The organism is Photobacterium ganghwense (assembly GCF_003025595.1).
GTDB classification, from domain to species: domain Bacteria; phylum Pseudomonadota; class Gammaproteobacteria; order Enterobacterales; family Vibrionaceae; genus Photobacterium; species Photobacterium ganghwense.
Map to the genome: position 1 here is coordinate 65,493 of NZ_PYMI01000008.1, position 18,837 is coordinate 84,329.

The following is an 18,837-nucleotide window of genomic DNA, read 5'->3' on the forward strand; positions in this document are numbered from 1 at the left end:
TCTTTTTTATTGAAAATCATTATGTTGCGATATAAACCAAGAATTGACTATCCGCTTTTTTTTGCTGTTTCACTGGTGATGCTGCTCGGCAGCCTGACGGTCTGGAGTGCCAGCGGCTTCAGTGAACCCATGATGGAGCGTCATTTAATGCGCGCCCTCACCGCTATCATTTGCATGGTCGTGATGTCATCAATCCCACCACGTAAATACCAGCATGCGGCACCCTATCTGTATGGCGTTGCCGTTGTACTCTTGCTGGGGGTTATTGTCATGGGTGACAGTACTAACGGCTCGCAACGCTGGCTGGCTCTAGGCCCTATCCGGTTTCAGCCCTCCGAGTTAGTGAAAGTTGCAATCCCGATGATGGTTGCCTGGATGCTGGTGGTCGATGCCGGTCGCCCGGACAGCCGTAAAATCCTCACTTGCCTGCTCATTGCGGGTATTCCAGCCGGGCTGATTTTCATTCAGCCGGATCTGGACGGGGCTATTTTCACCATGATTTACGCCCTGTTTGTCCTCTATTTCGCGGGCATGAGCTGGAAAATCATCGGTGGTTTTTTGGGGGCTATCGCCACGACTGTCCCGCTGCTGTGGTTTTTTGTTATGGAAGCCTACCAGAAAAAACGGGTCACCCAGTTTCTGGACCCGGAATCTGACCCACTCGGTGCCGGTTACCAGATTATCCAGTCCCTGATAGCGATTGGCTCTGGCGGTGTTCGCGGTAAAGGGTGGACACATGCCACACAAGGCCACCTTGGTTTTATTCCGGAGAGCCATACCGACTTTATCTTCTCAACATACGCAGAAGAATGGGGATTCTTCGGGAGCGTATTGCTGTTAGGTCTGTATCTGTTTATCACGGGGCGGGTCATCTGGCTGGCGAGTCAGTGTGAGTTTCCGTTCAATCGCCTGGTAAGTGGTGCACTGGCGCTAAGCTTTTTCCTGTATGCCTTTATCAACATGGGCATGGTCAGCGGCGTATTACCTGTCATGGGGAGCCCACTGCCATTTTTCAGTTATGGGGGCACCGCGATGATCACTCAGGGGGTCTGTTTCGGTATCGTCATGTCACTGTGCCTGTATCGTCCTTACAAGGAACAAAAATAAGACGGATTCATTGGGCTCCAGATTCCTCCAGTTATAGGAATAACAGATACAGGATCCATCAATACTGCAGTCCTAAAAAAAGCGCGGCAATGAAGCCGCGCTTTTTGTTACCCAAGAAGCTTTTTGTTACCCAAGAAATTGCAACGTTTTTGCATTCCGTAGAGACAGCCTGTTAAGGCTGGACAAAAAACATATCCTTCGCGTAGATGTTGCCTTTCGGGTTATTGACAGGAAAGCCTTTCAGGTTCGCTTTTACCAAGCGCGTATGGTTGTAGTGATACAGCGGAATAATCGGAGCATCTTCGCCCAGCAATGCTTCTGCCTGATGGTAAAGCTGATAACGTTCAGCCTGATCACCGGCTTTGGCTGCCTTAGCCAGTAGATCATCAAACTTCTGGTTACAATAACCGGTTTCATTACTGACATGGCCACAGGTGAAACTGCTGAGTACCGCAGAAGGTTCGGCAAAATCACCAAACGCAAACGAGCGCGCTACGGTAAAGTCACCGGCACTTTTCGCCGCCAGATACGCGTTCCATTCCATGTTATTCAACTCAACCTTCACTCCCAGTTGTTTCCACATCGAGGCAATGGCTAAAGCAATTTTCTTGTGATTTTCACTGGTGTTGTAAGTCAGCGTTAGGGTCAATGGCTTGTCTTTACCAAAACCTGCCTTTGCCAGCAAAGCTTTCGCCTGTGTCAGCCGCTCTTTTCTGTCCAATTCAGTGAAAGATGGCAACGCGGCGGCATAGCCGGCAATGATGTCTGGCACAACAGAATAAGCGGCAGGTTCACCCTGACCGGTCACTTTATCCACCAGCAGATCACGGTCAATTACCATGCTCAGTGCACGCCGGACATCGGCGTTATCGAATGGTACCGTGCGCGTGTTAAACGCATAAACGTAGGAACCCAACAAACGCAGTGCCTGAATCTGCTCCGGGCTTTCCTTGATCAGCTTTTGATAGTATTCAAGCTGCACACGGTTAGTCATGTGAATTTCGCCCGCCTGATAACGGGTCAGTTCAGCGTTTTGTGATGACAGCGCCAGGTAGGTCACACCATCAATGACCGTTTTATCATTGTCGCGATAGTGACGGTTACGTTCAACTTCCACTTTCTCATTCGGCACCCACTGCTTGAGTACATAGGCGCCGTTCGAGACAAAATGCGCTGCCCGCGTCCAGCTGTCACCATATTTTTCAACAGTGGTACGTGGCACCGGGAAGAACGTTTTGATGCTCATCATGCTGATGAAATAAGGGGTCGGCTGTGACAGTGTCACGATGAGCGTGCGATCATCTGGCGCCTGAATACCCAGCGTATCTGGTGCTTTTTCACCGGCAAGGATAGCGTCAGCGTTCAGCACGTTGGCCGTTTTAATGTTGATGCCGGTGGCATTACCGGTTTTATTGTCGACAGCACGTTGCCAGGCATAAACAAAATCGTGCGCTGTCAGTGGTGTGCCGTCAGACCAGAGCAGATTGTCACGAAGGGTAAATGAAACGGTTTTTCCATCATCCGAGATATGCCAGGACTCCGCCTGTCCCGGAATGGTTTCGCCCTGCAAATTTTCGATTACCAGACCTTCAAACAGATCATTGACGATCACATCCCCTGGCCCGCCTGATTCCACAAAACCGGGATCAACCGTTTTAGGTTCAGCACCGTTTGCACGGACCAGATGTTGTGATTTAGCGAGTACAGTGCCTGATGGCACTTCTGCGGCGGTAACTGTTGTGGCGGGAAGAGTAACGGCAAGCGCTATCGCCGTCGAAAGCAGCAATTTTTTCACAGCAAATTCCTTTTCGTCACGTCACCACTTACCTACACGAACGTGTAGCAAAGTGAATCTATGAACTTCTGCTTTATTTTGAAAGTACCCGAGTTCATCGAATGAAAATGAAGCTTCAGGCACCGATTTTTATTGTGTGCGGAGATCAGAAACGTTTTATCAAACCGCCATACCATCGTATGTCATGCACTTAGACTTGTTCAACCGGTAATACAGATGAAAATCTCTCAAAATGTGACAGAAAGGTGTGCAACATGTTACGTATACAAGGTGCCAGCGAACTAATCCCTGTTTGTCCCTGCATTTTGAATCCTGATACTCGGACGGGTGTACATACTGTCGTCTACCAGACACTTTTTTATACCCCACAGAAATACTGAATCAACTTATTCGTTAATCAATGTGTGCTTGTTTTCTCTCTTTCTGTACGTATTTACCCAGTGTTTTCTGTCGTAATTTCAAATTAACCCAACGGTTTCAGAAGAAAAGAATGATTTTCAAAACCCGTTTATAGGTGCCTGCATTCATAGTACTCTGTGGTAACTGTCTGGGTAAGTATTGACACTTCAACGGCTTCTTCTGGATCGATTACCGGAAAGCCTGTCCCGCTACTTATCCAGGCAAACTTGATTTCATGGAAGACCCAAGGACAAGACAATGAAAGACGAAACCCTATCGATTCACTTTGGTTATGAAACTGACCCAACCACAAAAGCGGTTGCGACACCTATCTACCAAACCGTCGCTTACGAGTTCGACAATGCCCAGCACGGTGCTGATCTGTTCAATTTGGAAGTCCCGGGAAATATCTATACCCGAATCATGAACCCAACCAATGATGTGCTGGAAAAGCGCATGGCGGCCCTGGAGAGTGGCATCGCCGCGCTGGCAGTCAGTGCCGGTAGCGCAGCCATCAATTATGCGATTCTGACTCTGGCTGAAGCAGGCGATAATATCGTTTCCACGCCACAGCTGTACGGTGGCACCTATACCCTGTTTGCGCACATGCTGCCGAAGCAAGGTATTGAAGTTCGCTTTGCTAAAGATGACAAACCAGAAAGTCTGGCGGAATTGATTGATGACAAAACCAAGGCCGTTTACTGCGAAAGTATCGGAAACCCGGCAGGGAACATTGTCGATATTGCCCGCATTGCAGAACTGGCCCACCAGCAAGGTGTACCGGTAATTGTCGATAATACCGTGGCTACCCCGGCACTTTGTAAACCTATTCAGTTCGGTGCGGACATTGTGGTCCATTCACTGACTAAGTATGTTGGCGGTCATGGGACGTCCTTAGGCGGCATTATTGTCGATGGCGGTACTTTCCCTTGGCAGAAATACAAAGACCGCTTCCCGGTAATGAACCAGCCTGAGCCGTCATATCACGGGGTGGTTTACACCGAAGCATTTGGTGATGCCGCTTTTATTGGTCGTGCTCGTACCGTTCCGCTACGCAACACCGGGTCAGCATTGTCTCCGATGAACGCCTTTATGCTGCTGCAGGGGCTGGAAACGCTGCCGTTAAGAATGGAACGCCACACCGAAAACGCCCTCAAGGTGGCGGAGTACCTGAAATCACACAATAAAGTCAGTTGGGTGAGTTATGCTGGCTTGCCGGACTCTCCATATTACCCTCTGGCTGAAAAATACATGGCAGGTAAGCCGTCAGCCATTTTATCGTTTGGGCTAAAAGACGGCTACGAAGCCGGTGTCCGATTCTATGACGCACTGAAAATTTTTAAACGTCTGGTAAATATTGGCGATGCTAAATCACTTGCCTGCCACCCTGCCTCAACGACACACCGTCAGCTGAGTGAAACAGAGCAACGTCAAGCCGGAGTCAGCCCGGAAATGATCCGCCTGTCTGTGGGGATTGAGCATATTGATGACATTATTGCTGATCTGGAACAAGCGTTGAACGCCTGAGTATCACTCAGCGCTGAACTGTTGTCAGTTAGCAGTTAGCAGTTAGCAGTTCAATCTACTGTGCGCTTATGACAGTTTATGACAGCCTCTTACAGGATCTTCTGTGTAAGAGGCTGTATTCTTTCAGATGACCCACGTTTCAGATTGCTAACTACCCATCGTAACGACAGCAATAATTACGGCACCAAAACCAGGAAAAGCGAACCCAAACAAAAACGTTGTTATGTCTAGAGAAACCGAAAATATACCCACCACATTCAAGATCACCACGTTTAATCTGTGCAATTTTGTGGCACCGCCTAATGCCTGTTACCAATTCGACAACATTTACACCGAAGAACAATGGCAGAAGAAGCAACGCTGGATTCGTAACTATTTACACACTCATCAGCCAGATGTCATTGGGTTTCAGGAAGTATTCACACCGGACGCACTGGCCACATTAACCCGTGAATTGGGTTATAGCTATTTTTGTACCGTGGAGGCACCCAGCTGCACTGAGGGATATATTTATGACAAGCCAGTGGTCGCTTTAGCCTCCCGATATCCCATTATTGAATGGTCTGCGGTGCCAACAAACTCACAAACGTCACTGCATCTTGGCCTCAAGCGTGATTTTGCCTTCAGCCGTCTTCCGTTGAGAGCCACAGTCGTTCATCCCATACTGGGTGCCTGTGATATGTATGTCGTTCACCTCAAATCCAAACGCCCTACCATTTTTTCAGGTCTGGAAAATGAACCGGAAATAGAAGACGAATCGATGCTTTTCCAGACAAGTGATGTACTGCCAGAATGGCAACAACAACTTACCGGACAATGGGCCTCATCTCTTCAACGCACAGCAGAAGCTGCACAACTGCAGCAGGCCGTATTAGCAAGGAAAAAAGAGACGGGCAATCCTGCCGTGATTATGGGTGATTTCAACGATACCCTTACCGACAGTGCCCTTGGGCAACTGGTGAGTAACGAAGTAAGATTGCCAGCGACGCCTCAACTCAGACAAAAGCAACTCAAAGAAAAACCAGCCAGAGAAAAACTGGCACCTTATTTCTTTTACAATAGCTGGTCATTATTTCAGGCATCACGAGAGGTATCCGAACAGTTAGCGGCAACAGAGCAAAGAGTAGCCCCTGAACCGATGGGAACGTCCAAACAAAAAGGCTCAGATGAGGTAGCCAATTCGCGTCAGCCATTTACTTTCTATTACGGTCTGAAAGGCATGGTGCTCGACTACATTTTGTGCTCCGCCGAATTTAACCCGAGCTACACAGAGAGTCTGGCTGAAGTAACCCATTTTCAGGTTTTTGATCGGCACCTGCTCAACCCTTCGTTTGACACCGACGGGCACAGCACTGACCATGCCGTTGTCATGATCACCATACAGATTCGCGAGTAACATTTCTGGTTAAGTGTTTTCAAGCCTTTGCTAGTTCGCCCTTAGCACGAGATGGGCTTGTTCTTCGCTCCGCTTGAGAATGCTTACGTCGACCGCAATCACTTGATCCTAGCCAGTTTGTATTCTTATCCTTGTGGCCTCATCAACTTTGTAACCTTTATATCTTTGTAACCTCAATATCCTTGTAGCCTAAATATCCTTGTAACTTTAATTTGCCTGCGCCATTGCCCCGTCGTTATCCCATCACGGCGCGATGACTTACCAATGGTGAATTAAATCCCACAAAGATAAGAATGAAAGCTATTTATTACATATAACAGTGACACACATCTCGAAAATTTTTACCGGGAAGCGTACTATGCGCACACCCTTTCTATGCAAAACCATGAACAATGAAAAAATCACTTTTAGCCTCCACCATCCTCTTTGCGCTCTGCCAGCCTGCTCTTGCCGCCGACGGTGATCGTGTTGATGTCACCATACTGGGCACCTCTGATATTCACGGTCATTTTATGCCTTGGGATTACGCCTCGGATAAGCTGAACATGCGCGGCAGCCTGAGCCAGATCGCCACCAAGGTAAAATCAATCAGAAATGAACAAGGTAACGTCATTCTGGTTGATGCCGGCGATACCATTCAGGGTAACTTTGTGGAAACCTTCAAAGACGAGAAGGTTGATCCTATGATGCTCGGCTTCAATGAAATGAATTACGATGTCTGGGTGCTGGGAAACCACGAGTTTGATTTTGGTCTGCCGGTACTCAACCGTGCCCTGACCCAGTTTGAAGGCCAATCACTGGCGGGTAATATCAAGCGCCCTGACGGCAACCCTTTCCTTCCTGCTTACACCATCATCGAGAAACAAGGGGTGAAAATAGGCGTAATTGGTATGGATACACCTATGACGCAGGTCTTTGCAGAGGGTACCAACCGTTTGGAAGGCGTAACCTTCACGAACCCTTCTCTGGAAGTGCAGAAAGTTATCAAGAAAATTGATGATAAAGTCGATGCCATTGTTCTGGTTGCACACATGGGGCTGGATAACGAAAACAACCTGGCCGATACCGGCGTAACAGACATTGCTAAGCTCAATCCGGAGCTGGATGCGATTGTGGCCGGTCATATGCACACCCGAGTCGACAAAGCGGTAGTGAATGGCGTAATTGTCACCGAGCCAGACAAATATGGTCGAGCGCTGTCACGGATTGATCTTCAGTTTGAAGAGAAAAACGGCAAATTTAGCCTGGTCAACAAAGACAGTTTTACCTATCAAATCGATGGCGTGCATTCAGATGAAAAAATGGAATCGCTGTATGCACCTTATCACAAGCGCCTGCGTGAAAATGCCAATCGGGTTATTGCCAACCTGACCGGAACGGATCTGGTACCTGAAAATGCGATCCGCGGGATCCCGCAGGTACACATTCAGGATACGGGTATCAGTGCATTGTTCCAGGAAGCCAGCATGTACTACGCGCCAAAAGCGAACGTCATTGCTCTGCAGATTGATAACGATCAGGCTGAACTGGATGTTGGTCAGATCAAGGCAAAAGATATCGCTTACAACTACCAGTATGCAGGTGGTGAAATCACGGTTTATCAAATGACGGGCAAAGAACTGAAAACCTACATGGAATGGTCTGCCGGTTATTTCAACAGTGTAAAAGCGGGGGATGTCACGTACAGCTTTAACCCTGAGCGCCGCGCGTCCAAATACTCCACCAATGATTTCTTTGCCGGCGTCACATATACCATTGATTTGACCGAACCAGCAGGAAAACGCATCAAAAACCTGCAGTTTGCAGACGGAACCGTGATTACTGAAAACACCCCTGTGCGCATTGGTATGAACAGCTACCGTATGGGACACCTGACCAAAGCCGGTGGTGTACTTGAAGGCCGACAATTCCCGGTTCTGTTTGATACAGAGGCTGAATATGGTGAAGAAGACGGCACGATTCGTAACCTGACCATCCGATATCTGACCGAGGTGAAAAAAGGCCAGTATGAAGGCAAGCCAATGCATCGCTGGACACTGAGCGGCCTGCAGGGCTATGACAATGAATGTAAAATTGTTGCACAGCTCATCAATGAAGGGAAAATTGATGTGCCAGCCAGTACGGATGGTCGTTACTCCAATATCGCGTCTATCAATGTTAAAGCGCTGAAATTTGAATCCCCGCAGCAAGCGCAGGCTTATGTCAAAGCACAACAAGCTGAACTGCAACAGGCTGAGCAGGCGAAAGTTCGGGATGAACAAAAGGTGCAGACCATTAAACGCAATATCATCATTGCTGAGGCCATTAATCAGGCCTGAACTAACACCTGATAAATGAGTACGCAGTCCGCGGCTGCCCTGTTCCCTTTCATTTGTTAGCTTCCCTGTAAAAAGGGACCACAAAAAGCCCGCCTGTTGTCTGGCGGGCTTTTTCTTTGCTGGCCAGTAACCGGGACATTGAAGTAGCAGCGCTGATTTGACTCGTATTCCGAAAATTCAACACTCGTATCCCATTTACTTTGACGAATCTACTGTGGCGAAACGGCTGTGGCCAATCAGCTGTGACAGCGTCACCCAACTGCCATTCAACCTGGTTTCTCATTCCTAAACCGCTTTGTCTGACTGGGTATGACAAGCCGCTTCTATCAGGTCTATGCTTATTTTTAAACCCGTATAAGGAGTTAGCGTTTCATGTCAGAGACCCATCAGCAAGACAGGCCACCAAGGTTTACCCTTGCTATCTTGCTGTACAACCAGTTTGATTTGTTACAGGTTTCATCCGTATTGAGCGTGTTCTCTCTCTATCCGGACAACTTCACTATTCAATTGATCTCTGAACATGGTCAGGCTGTGACCAGCCAGCAAGGCTATACCCTGAGCGTAGATCAAAGTTGCTATACGCTGTCAGAATTGTCTGTTCTGTACATTCCGGGCGGAAATGGTGTAGAGCAGCAAGCCATGAACCCACGCCTTTGCGAATGGATAGAAAAGCAACACCAACCAGAGCATTATCTGTGCGCATCCTGCACGGGCACGGCCTTACTGGCGAATGCGGGGGTACTGACGAGTAAATCGGCCACCACCAACAAGCGGCTTTACCGTTGGGTGACCGGTTTCGGAGATGAAGTAGACTGGTTTCCTGTTGCCCGCTGGGTGCAGGACGGCAATATATTCACCGCCTCCGGGGGAATCGCCTGCCTGGATATGTCCCTCGCTTTGCTAGCAGAACTGCTTAACGAAGAAACCGCACGGAAAACGGCGATCAGGCTGGAACACATTTGGCTCAGTGATCCCAGCGATGATCCGTTCGCACCGTTACATATCGTTCAGTAGCCGTTCTTCGTTAAGTCGCTGTTATTCATTAAGTCAAAGCTATTTAGAGAATAACGGTTATTCACAAAGAGCCGATATTCAGCCTTCCTGCCACATAACATAACAATTTTCGCGCGCGGCAATCTCAAGCATTTCAATCAACGGGGTCGCCCGTGTATGCAAGCTGACCACAGGTTCGTAGTCCAGTGATCCTACATCATCCACTTCCGTCTCAGGTTGTTGGTTGTCTCCCTGATTTTTCATCGCTTGTTCATCTTGATGAATTTTCTGTGCCGCCGCTTTCAAATTGGCCAGCGCATCCGGTACTTCTTCCGCTTCAAGCGCTCCGGGAATGTTTTCACAGTGTCCCATCATACTCAGCATCTGCCTGGCGACATCGCCAAACATCAGTACATTGCCACAGGCTTTACATTTAAAGGTTACCAGCATTTATCGCTCCTTAAATCGTTTATCACGTTTGGCATACCAGAGACCTGCCAATGCACCGGAAAGCCCGCCAAACAAATGGCTTTCATAGCTTATCCATTCATGCACCGGCACAAATCCCCAAATCATCGAGCCATACAGGAAGATAACAACCACAGCGATCAACAATGCTTTAACGCTGCGATACATAACAGCATAAACCAACAAGTAAGCCCACAGACCATAAATGATCCCACTCAGCCCAATGTGATAATGCATTCGCCCGAAAATCCAGACGCCTAATCCACTCCCCGCCCAGCTGATCATAAAAACGCTGATCAGCCTGGCCAGACCAAACCGTGAAACCAGTAAAGCCAGTACCGAGAAGGAAAGCATATTACTGAGCAGGTGTTGCCAGGATCCATGCAGGAAGGGATACGCCGCCATACCTGTAAAATGGGTATAGTGACGTGGTAACAAACCGAAGCCAGACAGATAGCCGCCCGTCATGACATTTACAATGTGTGCCACGACACAAATGACGACTATCAACGCAATGAATTTGAACGCGTCCTTATCTTTCTGCTGCATGCAGGCCTCCGGTATCATCCTGAATCATTTCTGTTTTCAGCATACACCGAAACGTCCCTGCCTGATATCACTTACCAGAATGACTGACGTTTTTGATACTCCAGTTCGGGCTGACTGCGCTGCCGTTTCCCAGCGATAGAGAAATTGCGCCCCAGCAACAACCTAAGCTGGCTGAAGGTTTCATGTGCCAGCAAAAAGCGCTCAGAACGGCTCCAGCAGCGATTGGTGGTCATTTTGATGGCAGCCAGTGCATCCGGAGACTGGGCCTGTAGTGTCTGACACAACAATTGTGCCGCAAGATATGGGTCGTCACTGACTTCTGTAACCAGATTCAGTGATCTTGCTGTCTGGCCATCAATGATTTCGCCCGTCATTGTCAGTTTCAACGCCACATCCTTGGCGACAACCTCACGTAGCGACATTAACCCGGCCATGTCAGGCACCAGCCCCCAACGTACTTCCATGATTGAAAGTTCACTGTCTGGCGTCGCGAATCGAAAATCCGCACCCAGTACAATTTGCATACCGCCACCAAAACACTTGCCTTCAATAACGGCAATAACCGGAAACGGTAACTGCCGCCAGTTTCGAGACACTCGCTGCGCCAGATTGGCATTGCCGGGCAGCCATTTTGTCAGCAATGACAGGGCTTTCTTTTTTGAGGTTGCGACACTTTTAATGTCCAGCCCGCTGCTGAAATTACCGTCTGCGCCTTGCAGAATCACAGCCCTGACATCACTGCGTTTCTTTAATTGTCGGCTGACTGTATCCAGCTCCTGAAACATCTCCATATCTAGTGCGTTCAGTTTATCCGGGCGATTCAGCGTAACGGTGACAATGCCCTGTGATTCTTCAACCCTTAACCGTGTCCATGCCATCGGGAAAATCCTTTTTATTTCGTATCCGTTGAGGTTGCATCTGTAAAAGACCATCTGGTCTGTCCAGCACCCTTATAACATTAACACAACATATAACGGTTACCGCAGGGAAAAGACTGATTTAAGACGGTTTCTTGAACCCCATCATCTCGGCAAACAACCGCCATTCAAAAGCAGAGGGAGAAGATATCGGCTCAAGAGTATGTATAACAGCTGCAGGGTCACCGCCGGTACATTGAGCGCCACTGTATTCCATCGTTGCACTAAACAATGGCAACCCGCTTCTGACACCGACACACCACTCACCCTGCATTGCACCGCTGCGAAGTTCACAGACTTTCTCAATTAAGGACAAATAATCGTCAACAGAACCCACTGATTTATCGAGGCACCACAATCGCTCATAATCGATATAGCCATCTTTGGGGTGAATGACCTTAGACGGAATCACCGCTGTAAAGTCCCACATCCCCGCCCGCGTGGCTTTGACGTATTGTTCTGACAGTGTGGCGACATCCTCACTGGTACTCGGTGTGGGTTTGGAATAGAGATTCCCCATACAGGCTGCAGACAGACTGACTGCCAGCAAAATTATCCAACGTGAAATCTTCATGGGCCACCATTCGAGACGCTGAACAACACCTGTGGCAACGAAATCAGGCTCAATGAGAAAAATTTCATTACGATTCAAGCTCGTTGCCAGAGACATGCATTCATTTCGTTATTCTTTTCATCATAGCGGGGGAATAACAAGAGGGGAAATGACAGGTGAGGAAATGGCTAATGAGTGGTGACACGTACTCATTGTGCGTCTTAATCAGGCCAGCAAATGACTCAGCAATGTCTCTCAGACTTGCAACCCAATAAACTGAAGATCAGCTACGCTTTTATTGATGAACTCAATAGTTGTAAGAGCAGGTTATGTATTTAGATACACATAGTCGATTGCTGATTGCCGATACGGCAGAGATTCTACAGGCGTTTATTGAGAACGGACTCCACCATGAGTACCAGATCTATTGCCAGTTTCCCCACTGTATCCAAATGGATGTAATAATAGGCAGACACCTCCCACTATCGATTGAGTTCAATGACGGAACCGTTATCTCAGAACCTTCGAAATAGCGGACAGTCTGGGATAATGATGCTCAATTGACTCACAGGTAATTCTTATGCGTATTACCCTGACCGTATTAGCGCTTTCATCATTGCTTGCCGCCTGTAGCGCCGATGTTTCAAGAGACTACAATACTGCCGCCAATTACAGTCGATACCAGACTTATACCTTTTCTAAAGAGCCGCAGAACGATGCCATTTCTCTTGATGCAGCACGAGTACAAGATGCGATCTCTACCCAGTTATACAGCAAAGGGATGAAGCAAGTGGACAGCAACGCTGATTTAACTGTCCGACATGCGATTGTCGAGCAAACTGACTACCGCTCTTACGGTACCAGCCTCGGTTTCGGGTATGGGTACGGTTTAAGCCACAGCCATTTAGGTGTAGCCTACACTACCCCCACACAGATTCGTGAATATCGGTATGGCAAGCTGGTGGTTGAGCTGATTGACAATAAGAGCAATCAGGTTGTGTGGCGCGCGACTTCACAACGAAAACTGACCGAAACCATGACACCGAGTTCTCGGCGCAGCTTCATCGATGGCCAGATTAATGAGATGTTCAAAGGCTACCCGCCCAATTAACATTGAAAATGTCGTTAAGTTAAAGAGATAGTTTAAAGCCGTGAAAGTCACGGTTTGAATAATGCCTAGGTTTTAAGCTGAGTTTCCAGTCTGAGCAAAAAAAAAACTGAGTTCAGTGGATCGGGTTAAAGGAGTTCGCTGTAATAGATCGTATTTAAAACATTGACGTATTCATCAATCACGTATCGCCCTCCTTTGCCTTTCAGTGACACCTGGTGCTCACTTCTTCTATTGCTACTGCTACTGCTACTGCTACTGCTACTGCTACTGCTACACAAGCATTGCGCATACAGACACTCAGAACAACGATTCTGATCATACCTACACCAAGCCCACTACATTGACAAAGAATGCTAGGCAAAGCATGGGCAAAGCCCTGACATCTAACACTGGGTTATTGATGCCGAATGGAGAGAGAACAACGCACGATGTTATCGCCAGAAGCTAACGTTTGTGGCTAACGTCAGAAGCGAGCATTCGACACTGTCACTTTATAGCTGTCATTCGAAGCTGTTATCAACAAGACCTCGCCAGCAAAATCGCTTTCTAAAGACCACACCGCAATGCCTTTTATTTAAGGCATGCATGTACAACAAAACAACCAACCTATTAAAACATCATTAATATTATATTTATCACAAATGTTAATAATAACAATTCTCAAATGTTAAATTTAAAAACCGCCCTGCCGTAGGCACAAAACATCCGTATTAATTTGTCAAGAATCAGCCATGAGGATATCCATAAAGTCTCAACATCGGACACTTTTTCAAAAAATTTTTCAACCATAAAAGTCATGTTTATTCATAATGTTATCACTAAAGAGAAAGTGTCTGACTTTAAAAACATTCTGAATTGACATTTTTCGGCTTGAGGTTTTATGACATCTGTCTAAATTTATATTGTCTTTTGACACAAATGCTTTACACAAAATACTTTCATTCGAGGAGTGGTCTAATGAAATCGGTTAAAGAACTTTTTATCGAATTTTGTCGTGATGAAGAAGGATTAACCACGGTAGAATATGCAGTAGCGGGTTCACTTGTAGCTGCTGGAGTTGTTACAGCATTTTCAGAATTAGGTACAACTGTAAAAACAACAATTAATACACTTATTACAAGTCTTGGCGGTAAACCTACAACTTAAAATATAAAAATAAAAAATAAAAAATATAATATTATTAAATGGAGTAGTGGATAAATTATGAACCTCTTTATCATTGGTCTTGTCACCTATGCTGCGTTTTTTGATTTGATGTATTTTAAAATACCAAACAAATCAATAATTGCTATCCTCATCCTTGGGTTAACACAAGCCACACTGAATATAACAGAGACTCATAACCTTATTCCGGTGCCACTCTTTCAAACCCTGCTCGGTTTTGCTGTTGGTTTGTTTATCTGCATACCGTTTTACGCGTTAGGTATGTTTGGTGCCGGGGATGCTAAACTTTTAGCATCTCTCGGTATCATCATCGGTTATCCGAACATTATTCATTTAATCGCAATCACTCTGGTTTTCTCTGGCATCATTTGTGTGCTTCGTCTCGCCTGCTCTGGTGAATTATTATCCTTTATCAAACGCTGGATTCAATCATTCTGGTATGGTGTGTATATTCGGCCTAGTCAGCTATCAGTAGCAGCCAGTGGTATGCCTATGGGTGGTGCAATATTATTAGCAACAACCTATTACTATCTTTATATATAACGCTTTCATTTAATATACAGGGGTACGTATTATGGACACGTTTGCGTCCTGTCTCTCTGAAAATAAAGCATCAGATAATCAGGCAAAACTCACCAACAAACCTATTTCAATTAAAGAAAGTGGCATACCCAGTAAAGTAATTGAAAGCTTGTTGCTTAAGCATCTCATGCAATCAACGGATGAAGATACCATTACACTTTCACATAAATTAGGTTTAACCGGTAATATTGTTGATCCTGTTTTACAAAAACTGAAATCAGAAGCATTAATAGAAATATTCTCTGACGGAAAATATAGCCGTTCTTTGCGCTATAGCCTGACAGTACGTGGGCGACAAATTGCACAGCACGAATTACAACGGGATGGATATATTGGCCCTGCCCCGATATCATTAACACACTACCAGTCCCTGGTATTGAATCAATCTTCCAGCAAGGAACGCGTAACACCTGAATTACTCCGTTCAGGGTTAAATCAACTTGTTCTTCCTGAAAATATTATTTTTAAAGTCGGGCCTGCGCTAAACTCGGGCAGAGCCATATTTATATATGGCCTGCCCGGCACCGGGAAAACTTACGTTTCAAGACGGCTGGTGTCTTTATTCAACAACGACATTTTTATTCCTTACTCCGTTTGCGTCGGAAATCAAATCATTCAGGTATATGACCCGATTTTGCACAAGGCGGTTCATACATCAACCGCGGCTACAATGCGCCTTGATGAAGGCCATGATGAACGTTTGATCCGGTGCAAACGGCCTGAGGTCGTTGTAGGCGGTGAACTCACGGCTGAAATGCTGGAAATTACGTTTGATGCCACCCACCGTATAAACCGTGCACCGTTACAAATGAAAGCTAACAACGGTATTTTGCTGATTGACGACTTAGGACGCCAGAAAGTAGCAGTAGATGCCATTCTTAACCGTTGGATCATTCCACTGGAAGAGCGGATTGATTATCTGGCAACAGCATCCGGGGAACATTTTGATATTCCGTTTGAACAGATACTTGTCTTTTCATCCAATATTCATCCTGCCAAATTGGCTGACGATGCCTTTTTACGCCGTATCGGTTACAAAATCGAATTTGGCCCCATCAGCCGGGAAGATTATTGCCAACTCTGGCAGCAACACTGTCAGCAATTCGGCTTATCGACCAGCACTGAAACGCTGAACTTCGTGATTAATACGTTACATCAGCGTCAACATATCCCTTTGTTGCCCTGCTATCCACGGGATTTGGTGTCAATGTGCCATAACCAAATTCAATTTACTGAACAATCGCCCGTTATTGACCAGTCGCTGATCGAGCTGGTCTGGCATTGTTATTTTGTCGACGATCAGTCAACCGGAGTTAACCATGACGAAAGGTAAAATCCTCATCATGCTTGTGATCTCCCTTTCCATGGGGGTTGGTGCACTGATTATGGCCAACAAATGGATCAGGCAACAGCAAGCCACGTTACCCGCGCAAACCAGTCAGCCCACGGTGCAGGTTGAAGTGATTAAGCCCGAACCTAAAGTCTCCAGGGTCGTCGCCCAGCAAGATATTCCACTGGGGACGCAACTGGAAGCAAAGCACCTGAAATTGGCCTATTACCCAGAAGAACTGGTTCAAGGTACCGGATTTGAAACCACGGAACAGGTTATCGGACTGATTGCCCGCAATGAAATTTTTGCCGGTGACATCCTGCGCCAGGAACGCATTGTGACTCCCGGTGAAGGCACCACCCTGGCTGCCCTGATTTCACCCAATATGCGGGCTGTGACAATCCGGGTCAACGACGTTATCGGTGTCGCAGGCTTCCTGCTGCCGGGTGACTTTGTTGATGTCATTTACGCCCAAGAAAAAATCGGGCAGGCACGCACTGTACTGAAGAAAATCAAGATTCTGGCCGTTGACCAGACGGCAAGAACCGATGACTCCAAACCTATCATCGTACGCGCGGTCACACTGGAGCTTACCCCGAAACAAGCGGAATCGCTGATCACAGCGAAATCCAAAGGTGAGCTGCAATTGTCACTGCGAAATCCGAATGATCCGATGGAAAAACCGTCCCGCATCTACCCGCGCACCAACCAGAGTGTCACTGTCATTAAAGGGACAGACACCAGCCGGGTTAATGTCCGCATATAGCAAAAGGAGCTGATGGTATGAAAACGCCCATTGCTAGTTTATCCCTTTCCATCGTCAGCTGTGTCGTGCTGCTGTTTGGAATCTGTTTCAGTACACAGACGTTTGCCACGCGCACTCAGTCAATTACTGTGCCACAGAATAAGTCACGTCTGGTGACCATTCCCGGCAGCGCACGGCGAATTTCGGTGGGTAATCCTGACGTCGCCGATATTCTCATCATGCGATCGAACAGCATTTACGTACTGGGTAAACAGAAAGGCACAACCAATGTCATCATCTGGGACAACCAGGGCAAGCTGATCACGGTATTGGATGTGGAAGTCACCCACGATTTAAACGCCCTGAAAGCCAAACTCTACGAGTTTCTGCCTGAAGAGCGCATTTCGGTGTACACCAGTCAGGACAGACTGGTGCTCAGCGGAGATGTATCCAGCGCAGAACGCATCGCGATGGCTGAGGAAATTGCCAGCACCTATACCGGCAAAAACGCAGGCGTTATCAATATGATGAAAGTCGGCGGATCACACCAGATCATGCTGGAAGTAACGGTTGCAGAAGTACAGCGCTCGCTGGTCAGAGAGTTTGATTCGAAATTCATCTTTGCCCGGAACGGCAGTAACTGGACCTGGGGTGGCGTTAACGGCGGCGCCAGTTTCCCGGACGCCATTTCCGACAGCGGCACGCGCTTTCCGGTTTTTGATAGCAGTAACGGAGGCGTCATTGGCCCGGTCATTGATGAAATTGCGCCAAATCCGTTGAATATTGATGACAACGGTCTGTTTGCCAGCTTTATGAGTGGTAATACCCTCTTTACGGCGGCCTTCAATATTGCCAAAACAAACGGTCTGGCCAAGGTACTGGCAGAGCCTACCCTGACAGCTCTGAGCGGTGAAAAAGCAGAGTTCCTTTCCGGTGGCGAATTTCCAGTACCTGTACCTAACAATGAAAATGTGACCATTGAATTCAAGGAATTCGGGGTAGGTCTGCAGTTCATCCCTACCGTTTCTTCGGCAGACAACATTAACCTGGCTCTGAATATCGAGGTCAGTGAAATTGCCAATCAAAATGCCGTTACCGTCACTCCATCAGGTTCCGGCACCCAGTTTTTTGTCCCTTCTCTGACGAAACGCAGCGCCAAAACCACCGTTTCTCTGGGCAATGGTCAAACAATCGGCATTGCAGGCCTGCTGAATGAAAGTGTTACCGATGTGGTCGACCGCTTACCCGGACTCGGGGACATCCCTATCATCGGCCAGCTTTTCCGCAGCCAGGCGTTTCGCAAGGGCGAAACCGAGCTCGTCATTCTGGTGACCCCTCGCCTTGCTAAACCCGTACGCCGTCAGGATGTCTCCCTGCCCACTGATAACTTTGTTGAACCGAACGACTGGGAATACTACCTGCTGGGGCGTATGAGTGAACTCAAAGCCAAAGCACCAAACAGCTATAGTACCTACTCGACTCAGGCATCGGCACCGATTCCTTCTGTCGTTGCCGGTACCGAAGGCAAATTTGGCCACAGCCTCTGATAACCCATGTTTGTAATGGCCGAAAAATGTAATGGGAGGAAACATGAAGTATGTGATTATCACCGCCCTGACGGTAGGTATGACCGGCACGGTACTGGCAGAAGATATCCCGCTGGGCCAGAGTCGAAATCGCCTGATACAGCTACAAACCATCGATCCAGCAGCAGAAAACCGTATTCCACTGAGTTCGCCCGGTTTTAGCGGCAAAAAAGCCGTCAAATCAATGAAATCTGAAGAAAGCGGTAAACAGCAGGAAAGCGTTAAGCGGCAAGATTTAATTGCCAAAAACTAAACGCTGCCTGGCTCTTGTTGTTGATTCTGATAGCTGGCTCTGAT

The 18,837-nt window shown here is 47.3% G+C and carries 17 protein-coding genes; 12 read left to right on the forward strand and 5 right to left on the reverse strand.

Annotation, left to right across the window (positions count from 1 at the left end; genetic code table 11):
- Window positions 1-21 precede the first annotated feature (21 nt).
- Window positions 22-1,107: a rod shape-determining protein RodA gene (rodA, locus tag C9I92_RS21570; protein ID WP_047884294.1), complete on the forward strand. Its 1,086-nt coding sequence runs from the start codon at window positions 22-24 to the stop codon at window positions 1,105-1,107.
- A gap of 172 nt (window positions 1,108-1,279) precedes the next feature.
- Here the strand turns inward: rodA and C9I92_RS21575 are convergent, their stop codons facing one another.
- Window positions 1,280-2,902 carry a peptide ABC transporter substrate-binding protein gene (locus C9I92_RS21575; protein ID WP_047884295.1) on the reverse strand — a complete coding sequence of 541 codons (1,623 nt, stop codon included), beginning with the start codon at window positions 2,900-2,902 and terminating at the stop codon, window positions 1,280-1,282.
- A gap of 657 nt (window positions 2,903-3,559) precedes the next feature.
- Between C9I92_RS21575 and C9I92_RS21580 the strand changes: the two genes are divergently transcribed.
- The 4 genes from C9I92_RS21580 to C9I92_RS21600 all read left to right on the forward strand — a co-directional run bounded on the left by C9I92_RS21580 (window position 3,560) and on the right by C9I92_RS21600 (window position 9,556).
- Complete coding sequence (locus C9I92_RS21580; protein WP_047884296.1) at window positions 3,560-4,828, forward strand: O-acetylhomoserine aminocarboxypropyltransferase/cysteine synthase family protein; 1,269 nt, start codon at window positions 3,560-3,562, stop codon at window positions 4,826-4,828.
- Between the two features lie 223 nt (window positions 4,829-5,051).
- On the forward strand, window positions 5,052-6,224 hold the full coding sequence (locus tag C9I92_RS21585) for an endonuclease/exonuclease/phosphatase family protein (RefSeq protein WP_047884297.1): 1,173 nt from the start codon (window positions 5,052-5,054) through the stop codon (window positions 6,222-6,224).
- A gap of 392 nt (window positions 6,225-6,616) precedes the next feature.
- The gene (locus C9I92_RS21590; protein ID WP_047884298.1) at window positions 6,617-8,542 is read left to right on the forward strand and encodes a bifunctional metallophosphatase/5'-nucleotidase; all 1,926 of its coding nucleotides are present in this window, start codon (window positions 6,617-6,619) and stop codon (window positions 8,540-8,542) included.
- A 372-nt stretch (window positions 8,543-8,914) separates the two neighbouring features.
- Entirely contained in the window at window positions 8,915-9,556 is a 642-nt protein-coding gene (locus C9I92_RS21600; RefSeq protein ID WP_047884300.1) for a DJ-1/PfpI family protein, read from the forward strand.
- Between the two features lie 78 nt (window positions 9,557-9,634).
- On the opposite strand, the gene C9I92_RS21605 is transcribed toward C9I92_RS21600, so the two are convergent.
- The 4 genes from C9I92_RS21605 to C9I92_RS21620 form a co-directional block, all read right to left on the reverse strand.
- On the reverse strand, window positions 9,635-9,985 hold the full coding sequence (locus tag C9I92_RS21605; protein ID WP_047884301.1) for a DUF1840 domain-containing protein: 351 nt from the start codon (window positions 9,983-9,985) through the stop codon (window positions 9,635-9,637).
- Window positions 9,986-10,552, reverse strand: a complete 567-nt coding sequence (locus tag C9I92_RS21610; protein WP_047884302.1) for a rhomboid family intramembrane serine protease — start codon at window positions 10,550-10,552, stop codon at window positions 9,986-9,988.
- A gap of 71 nt (window positions 10,553-10,623) precedes the next feature.
- Complete coding sequence (locus tag C9I92_RS21615) at window positions 10,624-11,430, reverse strand: crotonase/enoyl-CoA hydratase family protein (RefSeq protein ID WP_047884303.1); 807 nt, start codon at window positions 11,428-11,430, stop codon at window positions 10,624-10,626.
- 121 nt (window positions 11,431-11,551) lie between these two features.
- The gene (locus tag C9I92_RS21620) at window positions 11,552-12,043 is read right to left on the reverse strand and encodes a hypothetical protein (protein ID WP_047884804.1); all 492 of its coding nucleotides are present in this window, start codon (window positions 12,041-12,043) and stop codon (window positions 11,552-11,554) included.
- Window positions 12,044-12,602: 559 nt separating this feature from the next.
- Here C9I92_RS21620 and C9I92_RS21630 point away from each other — a divergent pair.
- From C9I92_RS21630 to C9I92_RS21660, 7 genes are all read left to right on the forward strand, one after another.
- Window positions 12,603-13,133, forward strand: a complete 531-nt coding sequence (locus tag C9I92_RS21630; RefSeq protein ID WP_047884305.1) for a DUF4136 domain-containing protein — start codon at window positions 12,603-12,605, stop codon at window positions 13,131-13,133.
- Window positions 13,134-14,090: 957 nt separating this feature from the next.
- Window positions 14,091-14,279, forward strand: coding sequence for a Flp family type IVb pilin (locus C9I92_RS21635; RefSeq protein WP_084712496.1), 189 nt, complete (start codon window positions 14,091-14,093; stop codon window positions 14,277-14,279).
- A 57-nt stretch (window positions 14,280-14,336) separates the two neighbouring features.
- On the forward strand, window positions 14,337-14,840 hold the full coding sequence (locus C9I92_RS21640) for an A24 family peptidase (protein ID WP_047884306.1): 504 nt from the start codon (window positions 14,337-14,339) through the stop codon (window positions 14,838-14,840).
- 31 nt (window positions 14,841-14,871) lie between these two features.
- A complete protein-coding gene (locus C9I92_RS21645; protein WP_047884307.1) occupies window positions 14,872-16,212 on the forward strand; it encodes an ATPase AAA in 1,341 nt (446 codons plus the stop codon).
- The gene (cpaB, locus tag C9I92_RS21650; protein ID WP_047884308.1) at window positions 16,199-16,975 is read left to right on the forward strand and encodes a Flp pilus assembly protein CpaB; all 777 of its coding nucleotides are present in this window, start codon (window positions 16,199-16,201) and stop codon (window positions 16,973-16,975) included. The genes C9I92_RS21645 and cpaB overlap by 14 nt, the downstream gene beginning before the upstream one ends.
- A gap of 17 nt (window positions 16,976-16,992) precedes the next feature.
- Window positions 16,993-18,501 (forward strand): type II and III secretion system protein family protein, encoded by a 1,509-nt coding sequence (locus C9I92_RS21655; RefSeq protein WP_047884309.1) that lies wholly within the window; start codon window positions 16,993-16,995, stop codon window positions 18,499-18,501.
- Between the two features lie 43 nt (window positions 18,502-18,544).
- Window positions 18,545-18,793: a hypothetical protein gene (locus C9I92_RS21660; RefSeq protein ID WP_047884310.1), complete on the forward strand. Its 249-nt coding sequence runs from the start codon at window positions 18,545-18,547 to the stop codon at window positions 18,791-18,793.
- The last annotated feature ends 44 nt before the right edge of the window (window positions 18,794-18,837 follow it).